Source organism: Streptomyces sp. NPDC017529 (genome assembly GCF_044329785.1).
Lineage (GTDB): Bacteria > Actinomycetota > Actinomycetes > Streptomycetales > Streptomycetaceae > Streptomyces.
In genome coordinates, this window is sequence record NZ_JBIRJY010000003.1 from 662512 (window position 1) to 678869 (window position 16358).

16 protein-coding genes and 1 pseudogene are annotated in these 16358 nt (G+C 74.5%); 5 read left to right on the plus strand and 12 right to left on the minus strand.

Annotation, left to right across the window (positions count from 1 at the left end):
• Positions 1-11: 11 nt before the first annotated feature.
• From ACH4K4_RS10170 to ACH4K4_RS10185, 4 genes and pseudogenes are all read right to left on the minus strand, one after another.
• Positions 12-992, minus strand: coding sequence for a 2-aminoethylphosphonate ABC transporter substrate-binding protein (locus ACH4K4_RS10170; RefSeq protein ID WP_398166165.1), 981 nt, complete (start codon positions 990-992; stop codon positions 12-14).
• Between the two features lie 5 nt (positions 993-997).
• A pseudogene (locus ACH4K4_RS10175) lies at positions 998-1333 on the minus strand (GntR family transcriptional regulator); the annotation flags it as partial.
• Between the two features lie 42 nt (positions 1334-1375).
• Positions 1376-1684 carry a hypothetical protein gene (locus ACH4K4_RS10180; RefSeq protein ID WP_398166166.1) on the minus strand — a complete coding sequence of 103 codons (309 nt, stop codon included), beginning with the start codon at positions 1682-1684 and terminating at the stop codon, positions 1376-1378.
• Positions 1685-1777: 93 nt separating this feature from the next.
• The gene (locus ACH4K4_RS10185; RefSeq protein WP_398166167.1) at positions 1778-3001 is read right to left on the minus strand and encodes an ROK family protein; all 1224 of its coding nucleotides are present in this window, start codon (positions 2999-3001) and stop codon (positions 1778-1780) included.
• A 56-nt stretch (positions 3002-3057) separates the two neighbouring features.
• Between ACH4K4_RS10185 and ACH4K4_RS10190 the strand changes: the two genes are divergently transcribed.
• On the plus strand, positions 3058-4155 hold the full coding sequence (locus tag ACH4K4_RS10190; protein WP_398166168.1) for a Gfo/Idh/MocA family oxidoreductase: 1098 nt from the start codon (positions 3058-3060) through the stop codon (positions 4153-4155).
• Positions 4152-4688 carry a heme-degrading domain-containing protein gene (locus tag ACH4K4_RS10195; RefSeq protein ID WP_398166170.1) on the plus strand — a complete coding sequence of 179 codons (537 nt, stop codon included), beginning with the start codon at positions 4152-4154 and terminating at the stop codon, positions 4686-4688. Before ACH4K4_RS10190 ends, ACH4K4_RS10195 begins: the two co-directional genes overlap by 4 nt.
• A 7-nt stretch (positions 4689-4695) precedes the next feature.
• Here ACH4K4_RS10195 and ACH4K4_RS10200 read toward each other — a convergent pair whose 3' ends face one another.
• The 5 genes from ACH4K4_RS10200 to ACH4K4_RS10220 all read right to left on the minus strand — a co-directional run bounded on the left by ACH4K4_RS10200 (position 4696) and on the right by ACH4K4_RS10220 (position 9998).
• Positions 4696-6543: a choice-of-anchor A family protein gene (locus ACH4K4_RS10200; protein WP_398166172.1), complete on the minus strand. Its 1848-nt coding sequence runs from the start codon at positions 6541-6543 to the stop codon at positions 4696-4698.
• Positions 6544-6674: 131 nt separating this feature from the next.
• Positions 6675-7532 (minus strand): fumarylacetoacetate hydrolase family protein, encoded by an 858-nt coding sequence (locus tag ACH4K4_RS10205; RefSeq protein ID WP_398166173.1) that lies wholly within the window; start codon positions 7530-7532, stop codon positions 6675-6677.
• Positions 7533-7669: 137 nt separating this feature from the next.
• On the minus strand, positions 7670-8479 hold the full coding sequence (gene yidC / locus ACH4K4_RS10210) for a membrane protein insertase YidC (RefSeq protein WP_398166175.1): 810 nt from the start codon (positions 8477-8479) through the stop codon (positions 7670-7672).
• A gap of 97 nt (positions 8480-8576) precedes the next feature.
• Positions 8577-8882, minus strand: coding sequence for a DUF6412 domain-containing protein (locus ACH4K4_RS10215; protein WP_360123113.1), 306 nt, complete (start codon positions 8880-8882; stop codon positions 8577-8579).
• A gap of 114 nt (positions 8883-8996) precedes the next feature.
• Entirely contained in the window at positions 8997-9998 is a 1002-nt protein-coding gene (locus ACH4K4_RS10220) for a PucR family transcriptional regulator (protein ID WP_398166176.1), read from the minus strand.
• Positions 9999-10479: 481 nt separating this feature from the next.
• On the opposite strand from ACH4K4_RS10220, the gene ACH4K4_RS10225 reads away from it, so the two are divergent.
• From ACH4K4_RS10225 to ACH4K4_RS10235, 3 genes are all read left to right on the plus strand, one after another.
• Complete coding sequence (locus ACH4K4_RS10225) at positions 10480-11190, plus strand: hypothetical protein (RefSeq protein ID WP_398166177.1); 711 nt, start codon at positions 10480-10482, stop codon at positions 11188-11190.
• On the plus strand, positions 11187-12749 hold the full coding sequence (locus tag ACH4K4_RS10230) for an NADH-ubiquinone oxidoreductase-F iron-sulfur binding region domain-containing protein (RefSeq protein ID WP_398166179.1): 1563 nt from the start codon (positions 11187-11189) through the stop codon (positions 12747-12749). Before ACH4K4_RS10225 ends, ACH4K4_RS10230 begins: the two co-directional genes overlap by 4 nt.
• Before the next feature lie 149 nt (positions 12750-12898).
• Positions 12899-13855: an SCO0930 family lipoprotein gene (locus ACH4K4_RS10235; RefSeq protein ID WP_398166180.1), complete on the plus strand. Its 957-nt coding sequence runs from the start codon at positions 12899-12901 to the stop codon at positions 13853-13855.
• Here the strand turns inward: ACH4K4_RS10235 and ACH4K4_RS10240 are convergent.
• From ACH4K4_RS10240 to ACH4K4_RS10250, 3 genes are read right to left on the minus strand one after another with little or no spacing between them, the layout of a single operon-like run.
• The gene (locus tag ACH4K4_RS10240; protein WP_398166182.1) at positions 13833-15353 is read right to left on the minus strand and encodes a sodium:solute symporter; all 1521 of its coding nucleotides are present in this window, start codon (positions 15351-15353) and stop codon (positions 13833-13835) included. The genes ACH4K4_RS10235 and ACH4K4_RS10240 overlap by 23 nt on opposite strands.
• Entirely contained in the window at positions 15350-15571 is a 222-nt protein-coding gene (locus ACH4K4_RS10245) for a DUF3311 domain-containing protein (RefSeq protein ID WP_398166183.1), read from the minus strand. The genes ACH4K4_RS10240 and ACH4K4_RS10245 overlap by 4 nt, the downstream gene beginning before the upstream one ends.
• Before the next feature lie 11 nt (positions 15572-15582).
• Positions 15583-16296, minus strand: coding sequence for a class E sortase (locus ACH4K4_RS10250; RefSeq protein WP_398166185.1), 714 nt, complete (start codon positions 16294-16296; stop codon positions 15583-15585).
• Between the last annotated feature and the right edge of the window lie 62 nt (positions 16297-16358).

Consider the following 16358-nt stretch of genomic DNA (forward strand, 5'->3'; position numbering starts at 1 on the left):
GGGTGCGGCGGTCAGCTGCCCGTCGCGGACTTCCAGGCATCGAGGTAGGTGGACAGGTTCTTGTCGATGTCGTTCCAGTCCGGCCGGAAGACCTCGACGCCGTCCATGATCTTGGCGAGTTCGGCGGCGTTCCGGTCGGCGGGCCTGATGTCCGTACGGGCCGCGAACCCGCCGCCGACCGCGGAGACCTGCTTCTGGACCTCGGGGGACAGCAGGTGGTCCAGGAACTTCCTGGCCCGGGCCGCGTGCGGTGCGTTCTTGACCAGGCCGGCCGCGTACGGCAGCGCGAACGTGGACGGTTTGCCGCCGGGCCCGGCGGCGGGGAAGAAGATGCCCTGGTTCGGCATGGACTTCGTGTTGGCGTAGTTCATCTGCACGTCGCCGTTGGCGACGAGGAGTTCGCCCTTGTCGGTCTTGGGAGCGAGTTGTCCGGTGGAGGAGGCCGGGCCGACGTTGTTGGCCTGGAGCTTCTGGAGGAACTCCATGGCCGGGCCCTGGCCGCCGAAGTCGTGCAGCGCCTTGACGACGACGGCGGTGCCGTCGCCGGCGACGCCCGGCGTGGAGTACTGGAGCTTGTTCTTGAAGCGGGCGTCCGTCAGGTCCTGCCAGGTGCGCGGCGGCTGCTTGAGCTGCTGCTTGTTGTAGATGAAGCAGAAGTAGTTGTTGACGACGGCGGTCCACTTGCCGTTCGGGTCCTTGTCCGCGGCGGCGACCCGTTCCGCGCCCTTGGGGCGGTAGGTGTCCAGCAGGCCCTTGCCGTCGGCCTGCTGGATGAACGGCGGCAGTGTGACGAGGATGTCCGCCTTGGTGTTGGCCTTCTCGCGCGCCAGCCGCTGTACGGCGGCGCCGGAACCGCTCTCCACGAGGTTGACCTTGATGCCGGTCTTCTTCTCGTAGTCGGCGAAGACCCGGTCGTAGAAGCCGTCACCCTTCTCGCCGCGGAGGCCGTCGGCGCTGTAGACGGTGATCTCCTTGGCGTCGGCGCGGGACACGCCTGGCGGCCGGGCCGCCGGCCCTGCTTCCGTACGCCCTCGGTGTAACTCGCCAGGGACAGCGGCTGCTCCAGCTTCGGCCCCGCGACGACGGTGCCGCGCCCGAGACGCCGCAGCCGCCCCTCCAGGTGGAGTTCGCGCAGCGCCTGGCGCAGGGTCTCCCGCGAGACCTCGAAGCGCAGGGCCAGGTCGCGTTCGGTGGGCAGGGCCTGCCCTTCGCCCAGCTCGGCGAGCAGGGCCGCCAACCGGGCCTTCGCCGCGTAGTACTTGGGGATGCGCCCGTGTTCGGGAATGCCGGAGCGGATCGGTGCGCCAGGTTCCTGGCCGTTCGGGTAGTCCACCGGGCGATCCTCGCACTCCCGGCAGCACGCGGACCGGCGGGCTCAGCGCCGGCGGAGGCGGCGGGCCGCCGTCACGAGGAGCGCGCCGGCGGACAAGGACACCAGGGCGGCGGCCCCCACGCGGCTCACGGACGCCGAACCGGTGTCCGCGAGGTGGGGCGGGCGGTGGGGACGGGCGGGCGCGCGGACCGCCTCGCTCGCCGCGGGGAACGGCCCGGCCGTCACCCGCTCCCCCGCTCCCTGCCCGGTGCCCCCGGCGGCGGCCGCGTCCGGGCACGCCAGGGAGACGGCGGCCAGCAGCACGGCCGAGACGGTGGCGCGCACCAGCGCGCGGGGCGGACGCACGGGCATGACGGACGCTCCTGCTCGATCAGCTCAGGCGGCGCGGACCACGCCAGGCCGCTCGTATGACCGGTCGGTTCCGGACCCTGCCACGTGCGGCCGTCACCACGGCACCGACGCCCCCGGCGACGGCTCCCGATCGCCCGAATGCCGCGCGTTCAGCGCAGTTCCGCCGCCGAACGGCGCGCCGGGCGCCCCGAACAGCGGCGCCAGGACGAGCTGCGCCGCGCCGTCCGCCACCGCCCGCGCGCCCCCCGCGGCCAGCGCCACCGGGACCGCGGGCGCGCTGCCGTCCCCACGCGTGCGGGCCTGTTCGGCCAGGGCGCCGGCCACGCCGCGTACGTAGACGCCGGGGTCCGCCAGCACCGCGCGGCCGCCGAGCAGCACCCGGTCGACGTCGAGCAGCTCCACCAGGTTGGCCGCGCCGACGCCCAGGACGCGCGCCGCCTCGGCGGGCCTGCCACGCTCCGCGCTGTCCAGGCACAGGGCCTCGATACAGCCACGCTTGCCGCACTCGCAGCGCGGGCCGTCCAGTTGCAGCACCTGGTGACCGAACTCGCCCGCGCCGGTCCTGGCCCCCCGGTACAGCGCGCCGCCGAGCACCAGCCCCGCGCCCAGCCCCGTACCGAGGTGGAGGTAGCCGAAGGAGCCCCCGCCGCCGGACTCCCGCTGCGCCAGCCCGAGCGCCGCGGCGTTGGTGTCCTTGTCGAGGACGACGGGCAGGCCGAGCCGGTGGGCGAGCGCTTCGCCCAGCGGGAAGCCGTCCCAGTCCGGGAAGCCGGTGACCCGGCGCAGCACCCCGGCCTCGTGATCCAGCGGACCCGGGCAGGCGGCGCCGAGCCCCAGCACACGCGGCGAGCGGGCCTCGTCCGGCAGCGCCGCGAGCTGCGCGGCCACCGTGTCGAGCACCGCCCGCGCGCCCGCGCCGAAGTCCAGCGGGGCGGTCCGTTCGGCGACGGTGGTGCCCGCGAGGTCGGCGAGCACCACGGTCAGCTCGTCGCGGTCCAGGTGCAGCCCGATCGCGTAGCGGGCCTCGGGCACCAGGCGCAGCACCGTACGCGGCTTGCCGCCGGTGGAGGCGCGCCGGCCCGCCTCGGCCGCCAGGCCCCCGTCCCGCAGCCGGGCGGTGATCTTGCTGACGGCCTGCGGGGTCAGCCCGGTGTGCGCGGCGAGCTCCAGCCGGCTGACGCCCGACGGCCCCGCCGCGCGCAGCAGGCCCAGCACCAGCGCGGTGTTGTGGCCCCGCAGGGCGGACAGGCCGGCTCCGCCGCCGGGCGGCACGGCGGCCGGGGCGGCGACACGTTCAACGGAGTCGTTGCTGGTCACCCGTCCATTGTCCGCATTGCTTGCACTTTGGCAACAGCGTTGCTTAAGTGGGATCCATGAACGACTCCACCGGCACACCCCTCCGCGTCGGCCTCATCGGCTACGGCCTGGCCGGCTCGGTCTTCCACGCCCCCCTGATCGCCGCCACCGACGGCCTGGCCCTGGACACCGTCTCCACCAGCAGCCAGGACCGGCAGGCCCAGGCCCGCGCCGAGCACCCCCGGGTCCGTACCGTCGCCACCCCCGACGAGGTCCTGGCCCGTGCCGCCGAGCTGGACCTGATCGTCGTCGCGTCCCCCAACAAGACCCACGTCCCGCTCGCCGCCGCCGCGCTGGAAGCCGGGCTGCCGGTGGTCGTCGACAAGCCGCTCGCCGCGACGGCCGCCGAGGCCGACCGGCTGGCCGCCCTCGCCGACGACCGCGGCCTGCTGCTCTCCGTCTTCCAGAACCGCCGCTGGGACAACGACTTCCGTACGGTGCGCAAGCTCATCGCCGAGGACGCGCTCGGCGACGTCCAGCGCTTCGAGTCGCGCTTCGAACGCTGGCGGCCGAAACCCAAGGGCGGCTGGCGCGAGTCCGGCGACCCCGCGGAGATCGGCGGCCTGCTGTACGACCTCGGCAGCCACGTCGCCGACCAGGCGATCGCCCTCTTCGGACCGGTCACCCAGGTCTACGCCGAGTCCGACGTACGCCGTCCGGGCGCCGAGGCCGACGACGACACGTTCCTGGCCCTCACGCACGCCAACGGCGTCCGCTCACACCTGTGGGTGAGCGCCACCACCGCACAGCTCGGCCCGCGGTTCCGCGTGCTGGGCAGCCGGGCGGGTTACGTGAAGTACGGCCTGGACCCGCAGGAGGCGGCGCTGCGCGACGGCCGTCGGCCGGGCGACGACCGGGCCGGCTGGGGCGTGGAACCGCGGGAGGCGTGGGGCCGGATCGGCGCCGGGGAATCCCCGCGGACCGGCGGCGGCGAGCCCGTACCGACGCTGCCCGGCGACTACCCCGCGTACTACGCGGCCGTCGCCGAGGCGCTGCGCACCGGAGGCCGACCGCCGGTGAGCGCGGCCGAAGCCGCGGCCACGCTGCGCGTCCTGGAAGCGGCCAAGACATCGGCGGCCGAGGGCCGCACGGTTCGGATCGAGGAGTCGGGATGAACGGCATGAACGGTACGGGCGGCGTCGGCGTGCTGAACGGCGGGGACGAGCGCGAGGCGGCGCGCCACCAGGTCCGCGAACTGGAGGAACAGGAGCGGCGCCTGGTACTGGACAGCTTCGGCAACGAGGACGCCTGGTGGCTCGGCTGCCTGCTGACGGACCTGGCGCGCGAGCGCGGCGCGGCCGTGACGGTGGACATCCGGCGCGGCGCGCAGCAGCTGTTCCACTGCGCGCTGCCCGGCACGTCCGCGGACAACGACGCGTGGATCGAGCGCAAGTGCCGCGTCGTCGAACGGTACGGGGAGTCCTCCTACCTGGTCGGCGCCCGCTTCCGCGCGAAGGGCCGCACCTTCGAGGAATCGTCCCGCCTCGACCCGGACCGCTACGCCGCGCACGGCGGCGCCTTCCCCGTACGGCTGCGCGGCACGGGAGTGGTCGGCACGGTCGCGGTCTCCGGCCTCCCCCAGGGCGACGACCACGCGCTGGTGGCCGACGCCCTGGGACGCTACATCGAGCAGCGGGCGGCGGGCTGACTCCGGGTCAGCCGGAGCGGCGGCGCGTACGGATGATCAGTACGAGCACCACACCGCTGACGACGGCGGCCGCGGCCGCCCCGATGAACAGCGGGTCCTGGAAGGCACTGCCGCTGTGCGCCAGCTGGTCCCCGTCATCCGTCGGCCCGGGACTGGGCACGGGACTCGGCACGGGGGTGCCGGAGGAGTCCGTGGGGGACGGGGTCGGGGTCGGGGTCGAGGTCGGTTCCGTCGGGGTGGCGGTCGGCTCCGTGGGGGCCGGGGTCGGCTCCGTGGGAGGCGCGGTCGGCTCCGTGGGCGTGGGCTCCGGCTCGGTGGGGGCCGGGGTCGGGTCCGGGTCGGTGGGACTCGGGGTCGGGTCCGGGTCGGTGGGCGTAGGTGTGGGGTCGGTGGGCGTCGGGGTCGGCTCGTCCGTCGGCTCCGTCGGGCTCGGGGTCGGCTCCGTCGGGCTCGGGGTCGGCTCCGTAGGACTCGGCGTGGGAGACGGGCTTGGCTCCGTGGGAGACGGGCTCGGCTCGGTCGGCGTGGGCGTGGGCTCGTCCGTCGGTGATGGCGTGGGCGACGGCTCGTCCGTCGGCGTGGGCGACGGCTCGTCGGTCGGCGACGGCGTGGGCGACGGCTCATCCGTCGGCGTCGGTGACGGCTCGTCCGTCGGCTCCGTAGGACTGGGAGTCGGCTCCGTAGGACTGGGTGACGGCTCCGTAGGACTGGGTGACGGCTCCGTAGGACTGGGTGACGGCTCATCGGTCGGCGACGGCGACGGTTCGGTCGGCGACGGGGTCGGTTCGGTCGGTGACGGGGTCGGTTCGCCGCAGTCCGGCAGGTCCCCGGTGAACGGGTAGTTGTGGATCTCCGCGCCGGAGGTCGAGGTGTGGTTCAGCGAACCCACGGTGAAGAACCTGCCGTTCATGCCCGGCATGGACACCGTCGTCGTACTGCCCTGCCTGCCGACCAGCACGCTCCCCTGGAACTGCGCGCCGCCCTTGAAATCCACGGTGTTCGCGTCCGGGAAGTTCCACAGCAGCCGTTCGCGGATGCCGGGCGGCTGGAGGTCGTGGCCGATGTACGAGTTGATCGTGCGGGCCTCGCCGACCATGTTGACCAGGACCGTCGCGCCGGCCGGGATGCCCGTGAAGGTGATGCCCTGGGCTCCGCCGTTGCGGCCCACCAGGTCGAAGTCGACGTTGAAGACCTGGAGGGCGGACGTGCCGTCGCCGGTGAAGACCGTCGAGTAGCCCTGGTTGACCGCCGTGCCGGTCGCGGGCCGCGGCCCGTCGCCGGTGCGCGCGTAGCACTGGCTGCTCGCCGTGAGCGCGGGGACCAGCCCGCGGTACGGGTCGGCGGCGCCGGGCCGCTGGTCCGCCTGGGGGATCACCGTGCCGCTGAGCCTGCCTTCGTAGGCGACGACGCCGTGCGTGCTGCCTTCCTCGGCGAGCAGCCGCTGTCCGGGCGCGATGGTGACGTCACCGCCCACGGTCAGGAAGTCCGAGCCGTTGGGCGGTGGCACGCGTGAGCCGACGCCGACGATGCCCACGTTGTAGACGCTGGAGCCGCCGGTCTTGTTCATGTCGAAGCCGCCGAGTGTGACGATCTTCCCTTCGGCCTCGGCGGCCGATCCGCCGACGCGGAAGTCACCGCCGACGAAGATGTTGAGGTTCTCGTCCCGCCCCGCGACCGGCCCGTTGTTCGGATCGTCGTACGAGGATGGGCACTGGCTTCCCAGGCAGGGGCCGAGTCCGCCGGGCAGCGGGGCCGCGAAGCCGAACGCCGCGAAGAGCCCGAGGAGCAGTGCGGCGACGGCTCCCAGCGCGGCGGCGGCCACCACATGGGACCGTTTTGTCTTTTTTGCAGGCATATAGGCACTATGTGCGCGGACCGGCCGGGCGGCCGGGCGGCCCGCGCACCCGACCGGCAAGACCCCCTGGTCAGCGGACAGCCGACCGCCGCAGGAGCCACCGGACCTGAGGGCCCGTCAGGCCGTACGCCTCAGGCCCCCTTCAGCTCCTGCCGCTGCCGCCCCAGCCCGTCGATCTCCAGTTCCACCACGTCACCGGCGCGCAGGTACGGCTTCGGCTCCGGGTGCCCCATCGCCACGCCCGCCGGGGTGCCGGTGTTGACGACGTCGCCCGGGTACAGCGTCATGAACCGGCTGAGGTAGCGGATCACTTCGGCCACCGGGAAGATCTGCTCGGCGGTCGTGCCGTCCTGCCGCAGCATCCCGTTGACCCACAGGCGTACGCCCAGGGCCTGCGGGTCGGGCACCTCGTCCGCCGTCACCAGCCAGGGGCCCAGCGGGTTGAACGTCTCGCAGTTCTTGCCCTTGTCCCACTGGCCGCCGCGCTCGATCTGGAACTCCCGTTCGGATACGTCGTGGGCGATCGCGTACCCGGCGATGGCGGCGCGGGCCTCGTCGTCGGTCTCCAGGTAGCGCGCGGTACGGCCGATGACGACGGCCAGTTCGACTTCCCAGTCGGTCTTCACGCTGCCGCGCGGCACCAGCACCGTGTCGTCGGGGCCGACGACCGTGTCGGCCGCTTTCAGGAAGACGATCGGCTCGGCCGGCACGGCGGCGCCGGTCTCGCGGGCGTGGTCGTGGTAGTTCAGCCCGATGCACACGACCTTGCCGATCCGGGCGACGGGCGGGCCGGTGCGCAACCCGGCGGGATCGAGGCGCGGCAGCCCGCCGGCGGCGGCCGCCGCCCGTACCGCGTCGAGGGCCGGGCCGTCCGCGAGCAGCGCCCCGTCGATGTCCGTGACCAGCGACGACAGGTCCCGCAGGGTGCCGTCCTCGTCGAGCAGCGCCGGGCGTTCCGCCCCCACCGGACCGACACGCAGCAGCTTCATCGGTACAACTCCCGTGGTCGAAGGGTCGGTCCGGAAGGGCTCTCCCGGACCGGCCGATGGGGACGGCCATCGAGCGATTCGGACGATCGTCCAAGAACGGCGTCCACTCCGCAAGACCCGGTTCACGTGCTGGACCGTTACCCGGCGGTACGGCCCGGGGCCGCGGCGACCGGAGCGGCCGGGACCCGATCACCGTCACCGTCGCCGTCCGCGTGCCGGCCCCGGTCGCGGTCCCGGTGCAGCAGCGCCCGCTCGCACGCCGTCCACGTCGTGGTCGTCACCAGGTAGAGCGCGGCCGCCAGCGGCAGCACCGCGACGCTGGCCAGCGTCCCGAAGGACAGCAGCGGCAGCACCTTCGCCAGGCCGGCGAGGCCGGGCACCGCACCGCCGTCAGGGGCCGACGCCGCACCCGTCGCGAGGTTCCGCGCCACCGGCGTACGCGCCCGCCGGTAGTTCCAGGTGGCGACGGCCGCGACCAGGGCGAACAGCGCGCAGTACACCAGCCCGTGCGGTCCGAACACCCCGCTGTCCGCGAGGGCCTGCGTCCAGTGCCCGCCGAGCGGCGCGCCCAGCAGCGTGTGCCCGAGCAGGCCGCTGCCGTCGCTGGTGAACAGGTGGTACATGACGAAGAAGACCGGGAGTTGCAGGAGGGCCGGCAGGCAGCCGGCCAGGGGCGAGGAGCCGGATTCGGCGTAGAGCGCGGCCGTGGCCTCCCGCAGCCGCTCCGGGTCCTTCCCGTGCTTGCGCCGCAGCTCGGCCAGGCGCGGGGCGTGTGCGGCGCGGGCCTTCTCGCCACGGGCGGCGGCGCGGGCGAGCGGGTGCAGTGCGGCGCGTACGCACAGGGTGCAGAGGATGATCGCGGCGGCCGTCGCCGAGCCGCCGAAGAGCGGTTCGATGAGGTCGGCGGCCTGGGACAGCGCGCCGCCCAGGATGGAGAAAACGGACATGGGTGAGCCCTCCGCGGGTCTCGTCGTGCCGGGGAACGGGAGTCGGCGTGACGAGCCGCACGGGCAGAAGCCCACGCACCGTGCGAGAGGTGGGTGCCTACGCGGCCGTCGGGAGGGGACGGCCGGGTGCCCGCGGCCGGGGGCGGCCCGCGGCGTCGGGGTCGCGCTGCGGCAGGAAGGCCGTACGGCGTTCCCGGTCGCGGATGGCGGTACGGACGCGGCCCGGCGGTTCGGGCCTGGCGAGCGCGGCGGCCAGGAAGGCGCGGCACAGCAGCAGTACGGCGGCGGTGGTCGCGGCGGCGGCGAGCGTCGAGGTCAGGCCGCTCTGGGCGAGCGCGAACCCGGAGAGCAGGAAGAAGAGCGCGCCCACGTACAGCCGCCAGGCGTCGGCGCAGCGCTGCATGTGTTCACTCCTCCCCGGTACCACCAGTGTTGTCCGCCCCAGGGTAACGGCAGCGCCGCCGCGCGGGGCGGCGGCCCCGGAGGGGAGCCCGGGGCCGCCGCGTTCGGGGGTCCGTCACAGCCCGTTGACCCGGGCCTCCCTGGCCACGCCCAGCGGGCGGATGGTGGAGGCGACGGCCCGCGCCCGGCGGCCGGCCCGTGAGCGGTAGCGCCGTACGTGGGCCATCAGGCGGCGGCTGCGCAGCGCCATCTCCAGCTCGAAGCGGGTACGCGGGTCGCGCAGCGCGGGCCCGAAGAGCTTCTCGATCTGCCGCAGGCGGTAGCGCACCGTCTGCGGGTGCACCTGGAGCACCTTGGCCGCTTCGGGTGCGCCGCCGCCCTCCAGCCAGGCCAGCAGGGTGACCTCCAGGCGTTCGCTCTGCCGTGGTGTCAGGTCGTCGAGCGGGCTCAGCCAGCGCGAGGACAGGGCGCGGGCCAGGGATTCGTCCTGGAGGAGGAGCAGCGCGGAGAGGTGGTCGTCGACGAAGGCCGGGCGCGCGTCGGGTCCGCCGCGGCCGGGTGACAGCGCGAGCAGGGCGCGTGCCCAGCGCAGCGAGGAGGCGGTGTCGCCGGCCGGCACGGCGTGGCCGACCGCCGCGGCGCGGCCCTTGAGCGCGGCCTCCAGCCGGGCGCGGGTCTGCGTTGCGGGGTCGGGGACGAAGAGGCAGGTGTCGCCGTCCACCGTGCCGGTCAGGGCGTCGCCGAGGGCGGCGGCCAGTTGGGGGGCTTCGGCGGGCGAGGCGAGGGCGATGGCCTGGACGAGCCGCGGTACGGGCCAGCCGGCGCAGCGGGCCACCTCGGCGAGGGCGAGGTCGGAGACGTCCTTGATCCCGGCGAGGGCGGCGAACAGCTCGCGGCGGGCGGGCGCCACCGGCAGCGGGGTGACGACGAGGTCCTTGGGCCGCCGTACGCGTTCCGTGGTTTCCTGGTAGCCGAGTGCCACCAGCATGGCCTGTTCCACGGCCCGGCGGGACTCTTCGGCGCCCATTTCCGCGAGCAGCGCGGAAAAGGCGGGAAACCCGCTCCGCAGCTCCTCGGTCATCTTCTCGGCGAGCGCCGGGAGTTCCTTTCTCAGCACGCGGGTCCATTCACCACGGGGGCGTGACCAGATGCGGTTCAGGAGATCACACATCGCTACCTCGTTCCTGGCGTGATGCGGAGGGGGGTACGGCCCTGCTGCCCGAAAGCGCCGTGCGGAGTGCCCCGGGCGGGAGTCGTGCTCGGAGGGGCACCATCCGGAGTTACCTTGCGTAACTTCGATGCCGGTGCAGGAATTTGTCACAGCGCGATAAACCGCAGGACGGCCCGGAGGCGTTCGGTGATGCTGCTGGGCACCCCGATCACCGGCGATTGGCACACACCTTTGCGCGCCCCGGCGGGGCGCGGCGCATAAAGCGGTGGCGAAAAGCCCCGGCGACCCCGGCGGCCCGCGTGCCGAATCCGCTGCCCACGCCGAACCCGGCGCCTCCGGCGGGCCGTTTGCCGCTGCCCCTCCTCACCTCCACGGCATCCCGCGCCCGCGCCCCATCTCTCCCCCGCACCCTCCTCAAGGAGGCCTCATGCCCGCGTCCCGCTTGCGGACCGCCCTGCGCCCCGCCCTGCCTGCGGCCGTGCTCCTCTTCCTGGCCGTGGCCGCCCAGGCCGGTGCGCCCCAACGCGCGCTCGAATTCCTGGACTTCGGCGCCGGCGTGCTCGCGCTGGTCGCGCTCACCGGCACCGTGCTGTGGGGCCTGGCCGCCACCGACCGGCTGCTGCTGCACTCCGGGCACCGGCTGGTCGCCCAGGCCGTGCACCGCGGCACCGGAGTCGCCGGGCTCGGCTTCCTCGCCCTGCACATCGGGGTGAAGGTCGCCCGCGCCCGTACGAGCGGCACGGCCGCGGTGGTGCCGTTCGCCGACGACGGCCGGCCACTGCTCATCGGCCTCGGCACGCTGGCCGGCTACCTCTTCCTCGCGGCGGCCGTGACGGGCGCGGTACGCGGCGCGTTCACCTCGCGCCGGGGGTCGCGGTGGTGGCGGATGCTGCACATGGGCGCGTACGTGGCGTGGTGTGCCGCGCTGGTGCACGGGCTGAAGTCCGGCCGCCCGGCGGCGGATTGGGTGACGGCCGGGTACATGCTGTGTGTGGCCGGGGTCGCCGTGGCGCTCGTCCTGCGGCTTCGGGCGCCGCGGCGGACGGCAGGGCCCGGCGCCGGACCGCCGGGGGGCGATGCCGGTACATCACGGGCCGCGGCCCGGTCCGCCCGGCACACACGCGGAGCGCGCTCATGACGCTCCTCGCCCCGGCCGCCACCGCCCCCCTGCCCGCCGTCGGGCAGCCTCCCGTCCCCACCCTGGCCGCGCTCGGGCCGCCCCGGCTGCTGGCCGGGCTGGAGGGGACCGAGCGCCTGGACCGGGTGGCGCACCTGGCCCGGCACGGCAGCCCGCCCGACCTGTCCGCGAGCGAACTCGTCGCGCTGGCCGAGGACACCGGGCTGCGCGGCCGCGGCGGCGCCGGATTCCCCTTCGCCCGCAAACTGGGTGCCGTCGTGGTGGGGCAGCGCCGCTCGGGCGGGCGTGCCGCCGTGGTCGTCAACGGCAGCGAGGGCGAGCCCGGTTGCCTCAAGGACACGGCGTTGCTGCTGTACGCGCCGCACCTCGTGCTGGACGGCGCGCTGCTGGCCGCGCGGGCGCTCGGCGCGGAGGAGGTCGCGATCGGGGTGACGCGCGCCGACGTCGCCCGGTCGGTGCGCCGGGCCGTAGCCGAACGCGGGCCGCTGTCCACGCCGGTACGCGCCGAGCTGCTGGCGGAACGTTTCGTCACGGGCGAGGGCACCGCGCTCACCGACGGCCTCAGCCGGGGCCCCGGGCTGCCCTCCGGCCGCAAGGTCCGCTCCAGCGAGCGCGGCCTGAACGGCCTGCCCACCCTGCTGTCCAACACCGAGACGTACGCACAGCTGGCCGTCGCCGCGCGGATGGGCGCCCTGGGCTACCGCGCCACGGGCGACCCGGCCGAGCCCGGCACGGTCCTGCTGACCGTGGGCGGCGAGCGGGTCGTGGAGGCACCGACCGGCGCGCCGCTCGCCCGCGTCCTGGCGCTGTGCGGGCTCGGCCCCGGCCAGGGCGTACTGGTCGGCGGCTATCACGGCACCTGGCTGCCGGCGTCCGCCGCCCACACGGCCTTCCTCACCCGGGACTCCCTGGCCGCCCACGACGCGGTGCTCGGAGCGGGTGCGGTGCTGCCGCTGCCGGAGGGGACCTGCCCGGCGGGTGAGACCGTACGCGTCGCGCGCTGGATGGCCGCCGAGTCCGCAGGCCAGTGCGGGCCCTGCTTCCTGGGGCTGCCCGCGCTCGCCGACGCCCTCGGCCAGGCCGTCTGCGGTGGTGGGCAGCGCGCGCTGGACGCCGTACGGGCCCGGATGCGGGCCGTCGAACGGCGCGGTGCGTGCAGCCACCCCGACGGCACCGCGCGCTTCGTCGCCTCGGCCCTGGCCGCCTTCCCCGAGGAGTTCGCCGGCCACGCGCACGGCGGCGGCTGCGGGCGGCCGGTGCTCGGCGCGCTGCCGGTGACCGGTGACGCGTACGGCACCGGCAGCGCACCTGAAGGCGGCGGGCGGCACGCGGGCGGCGCCACCCGGCCGCGCGCGCCCGAGCAGCGGCTGCTCGTGGACTGGACGCTGTGCCAGGGCCACGGCCTGTGCGCCGACCTCGCGCCCGGCGTGGTCCGGCTGGGCGCCGACGGCTACCCGGAGCGGGCCGCCATGCCGCTGCCCGCCCGGATGCGCCGCCGCGCGCAGCTCGCGGTGCGCCGCTGCCCGGCACTCGCCCTGCGCATCCAGGACAGCGGATGACCCGTACGACCGCGGTACGGACGCGACTTCGACGCGGTTTCTGTCCTCCGATGACAACTTCCGCCCCGCCTGAACACCGGGCCCCCACCCCTCGTACCCCCGCAGACGACACACCGGACAACCCACCCGCACCCCCCGAGGAGTCAGCGATGAACCAGCACACGGACACCGGCACGGCACGGCACGCGGCACTGGCCGTGACGGCCGCCGCCGTCATGGTGCTCACCACCGCCTGCGGCACCGGCGACAGCACCAACGCCGCGCCGGTGGCCAACGACAAGGTCCGGGCCGGCAGCGGCAGTCCGTCCGGATACGGATCGAGCGGCGGCTACGGGTCGGCGCGCGACAGCAACCAGCCCGCCGCGCCGGGCGCCCCCGCCGAGACCCTCGCCCTGCGCCAGTCCCCCGGCCTCGGCCCGGTCGTCACCGACAGCAAGGGCATGACCCTCTACCGCTTCGACAAGGACACCGCCAAGCCGCCCAACTCCGCCTGCTCCGGCGCCTGCGCGACCACCTGGCCCCCGGTGCCCGCCGAGGACGCCACCGCCGCCTCCGGCATGGCCGCGAGCGCCCTCGGCTCGGTCACCCGCGCCGACGGCACCAAGCAGCTGACCATCGGCGGCTGGCCCGTGTACCGCTACGCCAAGGACACCGCGCCCGGCGACACCAAGGGCCACGGCGTCGGCGGCACCTGGAACGCGCTCGCCGCCGACGGCAAGAAGGCCACCGCGGGACCGGCCGCCGACGTGTCCGTCTTCGACCAGCCCCAGCTGGGCAAGCTGCTCGTCGACCAGCAGGGCCGCACGGTCTACCGCTTCAACAAGGACAGCGCCTGGCCGATGAGGTTCGGCTGCAACGACGCCTGCCTGGACACCTGGAAACCCGTCGGCCCGGCCGACAAGAGCAAGCTGGAGGGCGTACCCGCCAAGCTGATCAGCACCGTCACCCGCCCCGACGGCACCAAGCAGCTGGCGGTGGACTGCTGGCCCGTCTACACCTTCAGCGGCGACAAGCAGCCCGGAGACGTCAAGGGGCAGGGGAAGATGGGCACCTGGTTCGCCGTCTCCCCGGAGGGCAAGAAGATCACTTCACCGGCGACGGGCTGACCCCGGCCGCCGCGGCGCCGTCCTCCGGTTCCAGGTCCGACGCCAGCACCTCGGCGTCCGGCCGGTCGTCCACGGGCCGCGGGCCCAGCCAGGTCACCGCGAGCGCCACCACCAGGTTCACCGCGAGCCCCACGATCCCCGCGTTGACGCCCCACACCGGGTCGTGCTCGGTGAAGACCAGCCCGCAGACCACCGCCAGGCCCGCGACCAGGCCGCCGACGGCCCCGTACAGCGTCAGCCGCCGCCACACCAGCCCCAGCAGAATCATCGGTACGAGCTGCGCCATCCCCTCGTACGAGATGAGCGAGAGCCGTACGAGGGTGTTCGGCGCGGTGTACGTCAGCAACAGCGCCAGCGCGCCCGCCACCACGACGACCACCTGCGACCACAGCTTCTGGCGATTCGCCAGCCGGGGCACCGCGCCCAGCACGCTCCTCCCCCACATCGTGCCGATGACCAGCATGAACACGGCCATCGGCACGATGGAGGAGAGCGCCGCCGCGACTCCCGTGACACCCACGAGCCAGGCCGGCAGCGAGTCCACCACCAGCTTGAACAGCGCCAGGTTGGAGTCGGCGCCGGTCAGCCCCGGCACGACGAACAAGGCCGCCATGCCCAGCAGCATCGGCACGAACAGCAGCACGTTGTAGAAGGGCAGCAGCACCGCGTTGCGCCGCAGGGCGTCGGCGCTGCGCGCGCCCAGGTAGCCCGCGACGGTCGTCGGGAAGATGACGACGGTCAGCGAGTTCAGGAGGGAGGTGGTGATGAACCAGCCCTGGCCCAGGCCGCCCGACTCGTGTCCCGGGAAGGTCAGCCACTGCGGCTTCTCGGCGACGATCCGGTCCAGGAAGGGCCCGTAGCCGTCGAAGTAGTGCAGCGGTACGTACACGGCCAGGAAGGCGAGGGTCGCGATGACCAGGATGTCCTTCAGCACGGACACCCAAGCGCTGCCGCGCAGGCCGCTGACCACGACGAAGAGGGTGGTCACCGCGAAGCCGATGAAGTAGGCCCAGTTCAGGCTGATCGCCCCGTAGGAGATGGTCGTCACGACCACGCCCATGCCGGTGATCTGGAGCTGGATGTACGGCAGCAGACAGACGGTGGCCAGGACCGCCACGGCCGTGCCGAGCCAGCGCCGCCCGTAGCGGTGCGCCACCAGGTCGGTGATGCCGACCAGGCCGTGCCGGCGCGCGTACGACCAGAGCATCGGGCCGACCACGAAGCCGACCGCGTAGCCGCAGGACATGTATGCGAGGACGTAGAGGACCGGGGCGCCGAAGTTGTAGCCCCAGCCCGCCGCGCCCAGGTAGCTGAAGCTGGTGTAGCTCTCGCCCGCCATCAGCACCCAGATGAAGACCGTGCCGAGGCTGCGGCCGCCCACCGACCACTCGGCGAGCCCGCCCTTGCGGCGCCCGCCGCCGCGGACCGCCAGCAGGCCCAGGGCCAGCGTCAGCACCATGAACGCCGCGAAGATGGAGGTGGCGATCGTCGCGTTCACGCCGCACCCCGCTCCGCGGCCCGCCGCGCCGCCCGCCTGCGGTCGCCACGCCAGGCCAGCCACACCGAGGCGGGCGTCAGCAGGGTCGCGAGCAGCATCCAGAAGACGAGGAAGGGCAGCCCGAACACGGTCGGCGTCACGCGGTTCACCAGCGGCAGCACGCCGAGGTAGAGCACGTGAGGGACCAGGAGCCACAGCAGCGTGGGACGTTTCAGCACAGCGCGAGAGCCTATCGGGGCGCGGCGCCCGTCAGCCGCCCCCACACCACCAGCCGGTACGCGGAGGAGTACTCGGGCGCGCAGGTCGTCAGCGTCAGATAGGCGCGCGGCTCGGTGTAGCGGTAGGCCGGGTGGGCGGTGCTGTACGGGACCGGGGCGGTGACCGTGCCGTCGGCGGGCGAGGTGCGCGCCAGGGTCCGGTCGACCGCGTACGTGTAGCGGACGGCCGCGGTCGCCACCTCCACCGTGTCACCGGGCCGCAGCCGGTTCAGGAAGCGGAACGGTTCGCCGTGTGCGTTGCGGTGCCCGGCCAGCGCGAAGTTCCCCTGCTCGCCCGGCTGCGCGGTGTGCGCGTAGTGGCCCGCGTAGCCCTTGTTCAGGACGGCGGTCCTGCTGGTGCCCTCGGCGACGGGCACGGTCAGGCCGAGGCGCGGGATGCGCAGGACCGCGTACGCGGCGTCCCGGCGCGGGCGCGGCGGCGAAACCTCCTCCGGCACCGCGCGGGACTCCTGTCCCGTGCGGGCCTCCTGCTCCGCGCGGGCCCCGTGCCGCTCCGCCGGCGCGGAGGCGACGGGGCCGGGAGACGGACCTGCGGACGGCGGCTGCCGCGCGTCCCACTGCCGCTCCAGCCGGCTCACCTGGTCCCGTGCGCTCGCCTGCGCCTGCCGGTTGGTCCAGTACAGCTGGTGCACGACCAGCAGCAGGACGAGCACCCCGAACGTCACCACCAGCTCCGCACCGGCCCACAGCACCCGTACGGCGGGCGGGCGCCGTCGCCTGCCCCTGC

Bases quoted from the DNA above. Each gene is read 5' to 3' on its own strand.
- ACH4K4_RS10205 (WP_398166173.1), bottom strand. From the start codon at position 7,532: ATGAAGCTGCTGCGTGTCGGTCCGGTGGGGGCGGAACGCCCGGCGCTG.
- ACH4K4_RS10230 (WP_398166179.1), top strand. From the start codon at position 11,187: ATGACGCTCCTCGCCCCGGCCGCCACCGCCCCCCTGCCCGCCGTCGGG.
- ACH4K4_RS10225 (WP_398166177.1), top strand. From the start codon at position 10,480: ATGCCCGCGTCCCGCTTGCGGACCGCCCTGCGCCCCGCCCTGCCTGCG.
- ACH4K4_RS10195 (WP_398166170.1), top strand. From the start codon at position 4,152: ATGAACGGCATGAACGGTACGGGCGGCGTCGGCGTGCTGAACGGCGGG.
- ACH4K4_RS10180 (WP_398166166.1), bottom strand. From the start codon at position 1,684: ATGCCCGTGCGTCCGCCCCGCGCGCTGGTGCGCGCCACCGTCTCGGCC.
- ACH4K4_RS10235 (WP_398166180.1), top strand. From the start codon at position 12,899: ATGAACCAGCACACGGACACCGGCACGGCACGGCACGCGGCACTGGCC.
- ACH4K4_RS10190 (WP_398166168.1), top strand. From the start codon at position 3,058: ATGAACGACTCCACCGGCACACCCCTCCGCGTCGGCCTCATCGGCTAC.
- ACH4K4_RS10215 (WP_360123113.1), bottom strand. From the start codon at position 8,882: ATGCAGCGCTGCGCCGACGCCTGGCGGCTGTACGTGGGCGCGCTCTTC.
- yidC (WP_398166175.1), bottom strand. From the start codon at position 8,479: ATGTCCGTTTTCTCCATCCTGGGCGGCGCGCTGTCCCAGGCCGCCGAC.
- ACH4K4_RS10200 (WP_398166172.1), bottom strand. From the start codon at position 6,543: ATGCCTGCAAAAAAGACAAAACGGTCCCATGTGGTGGCCGCCGCCGCG.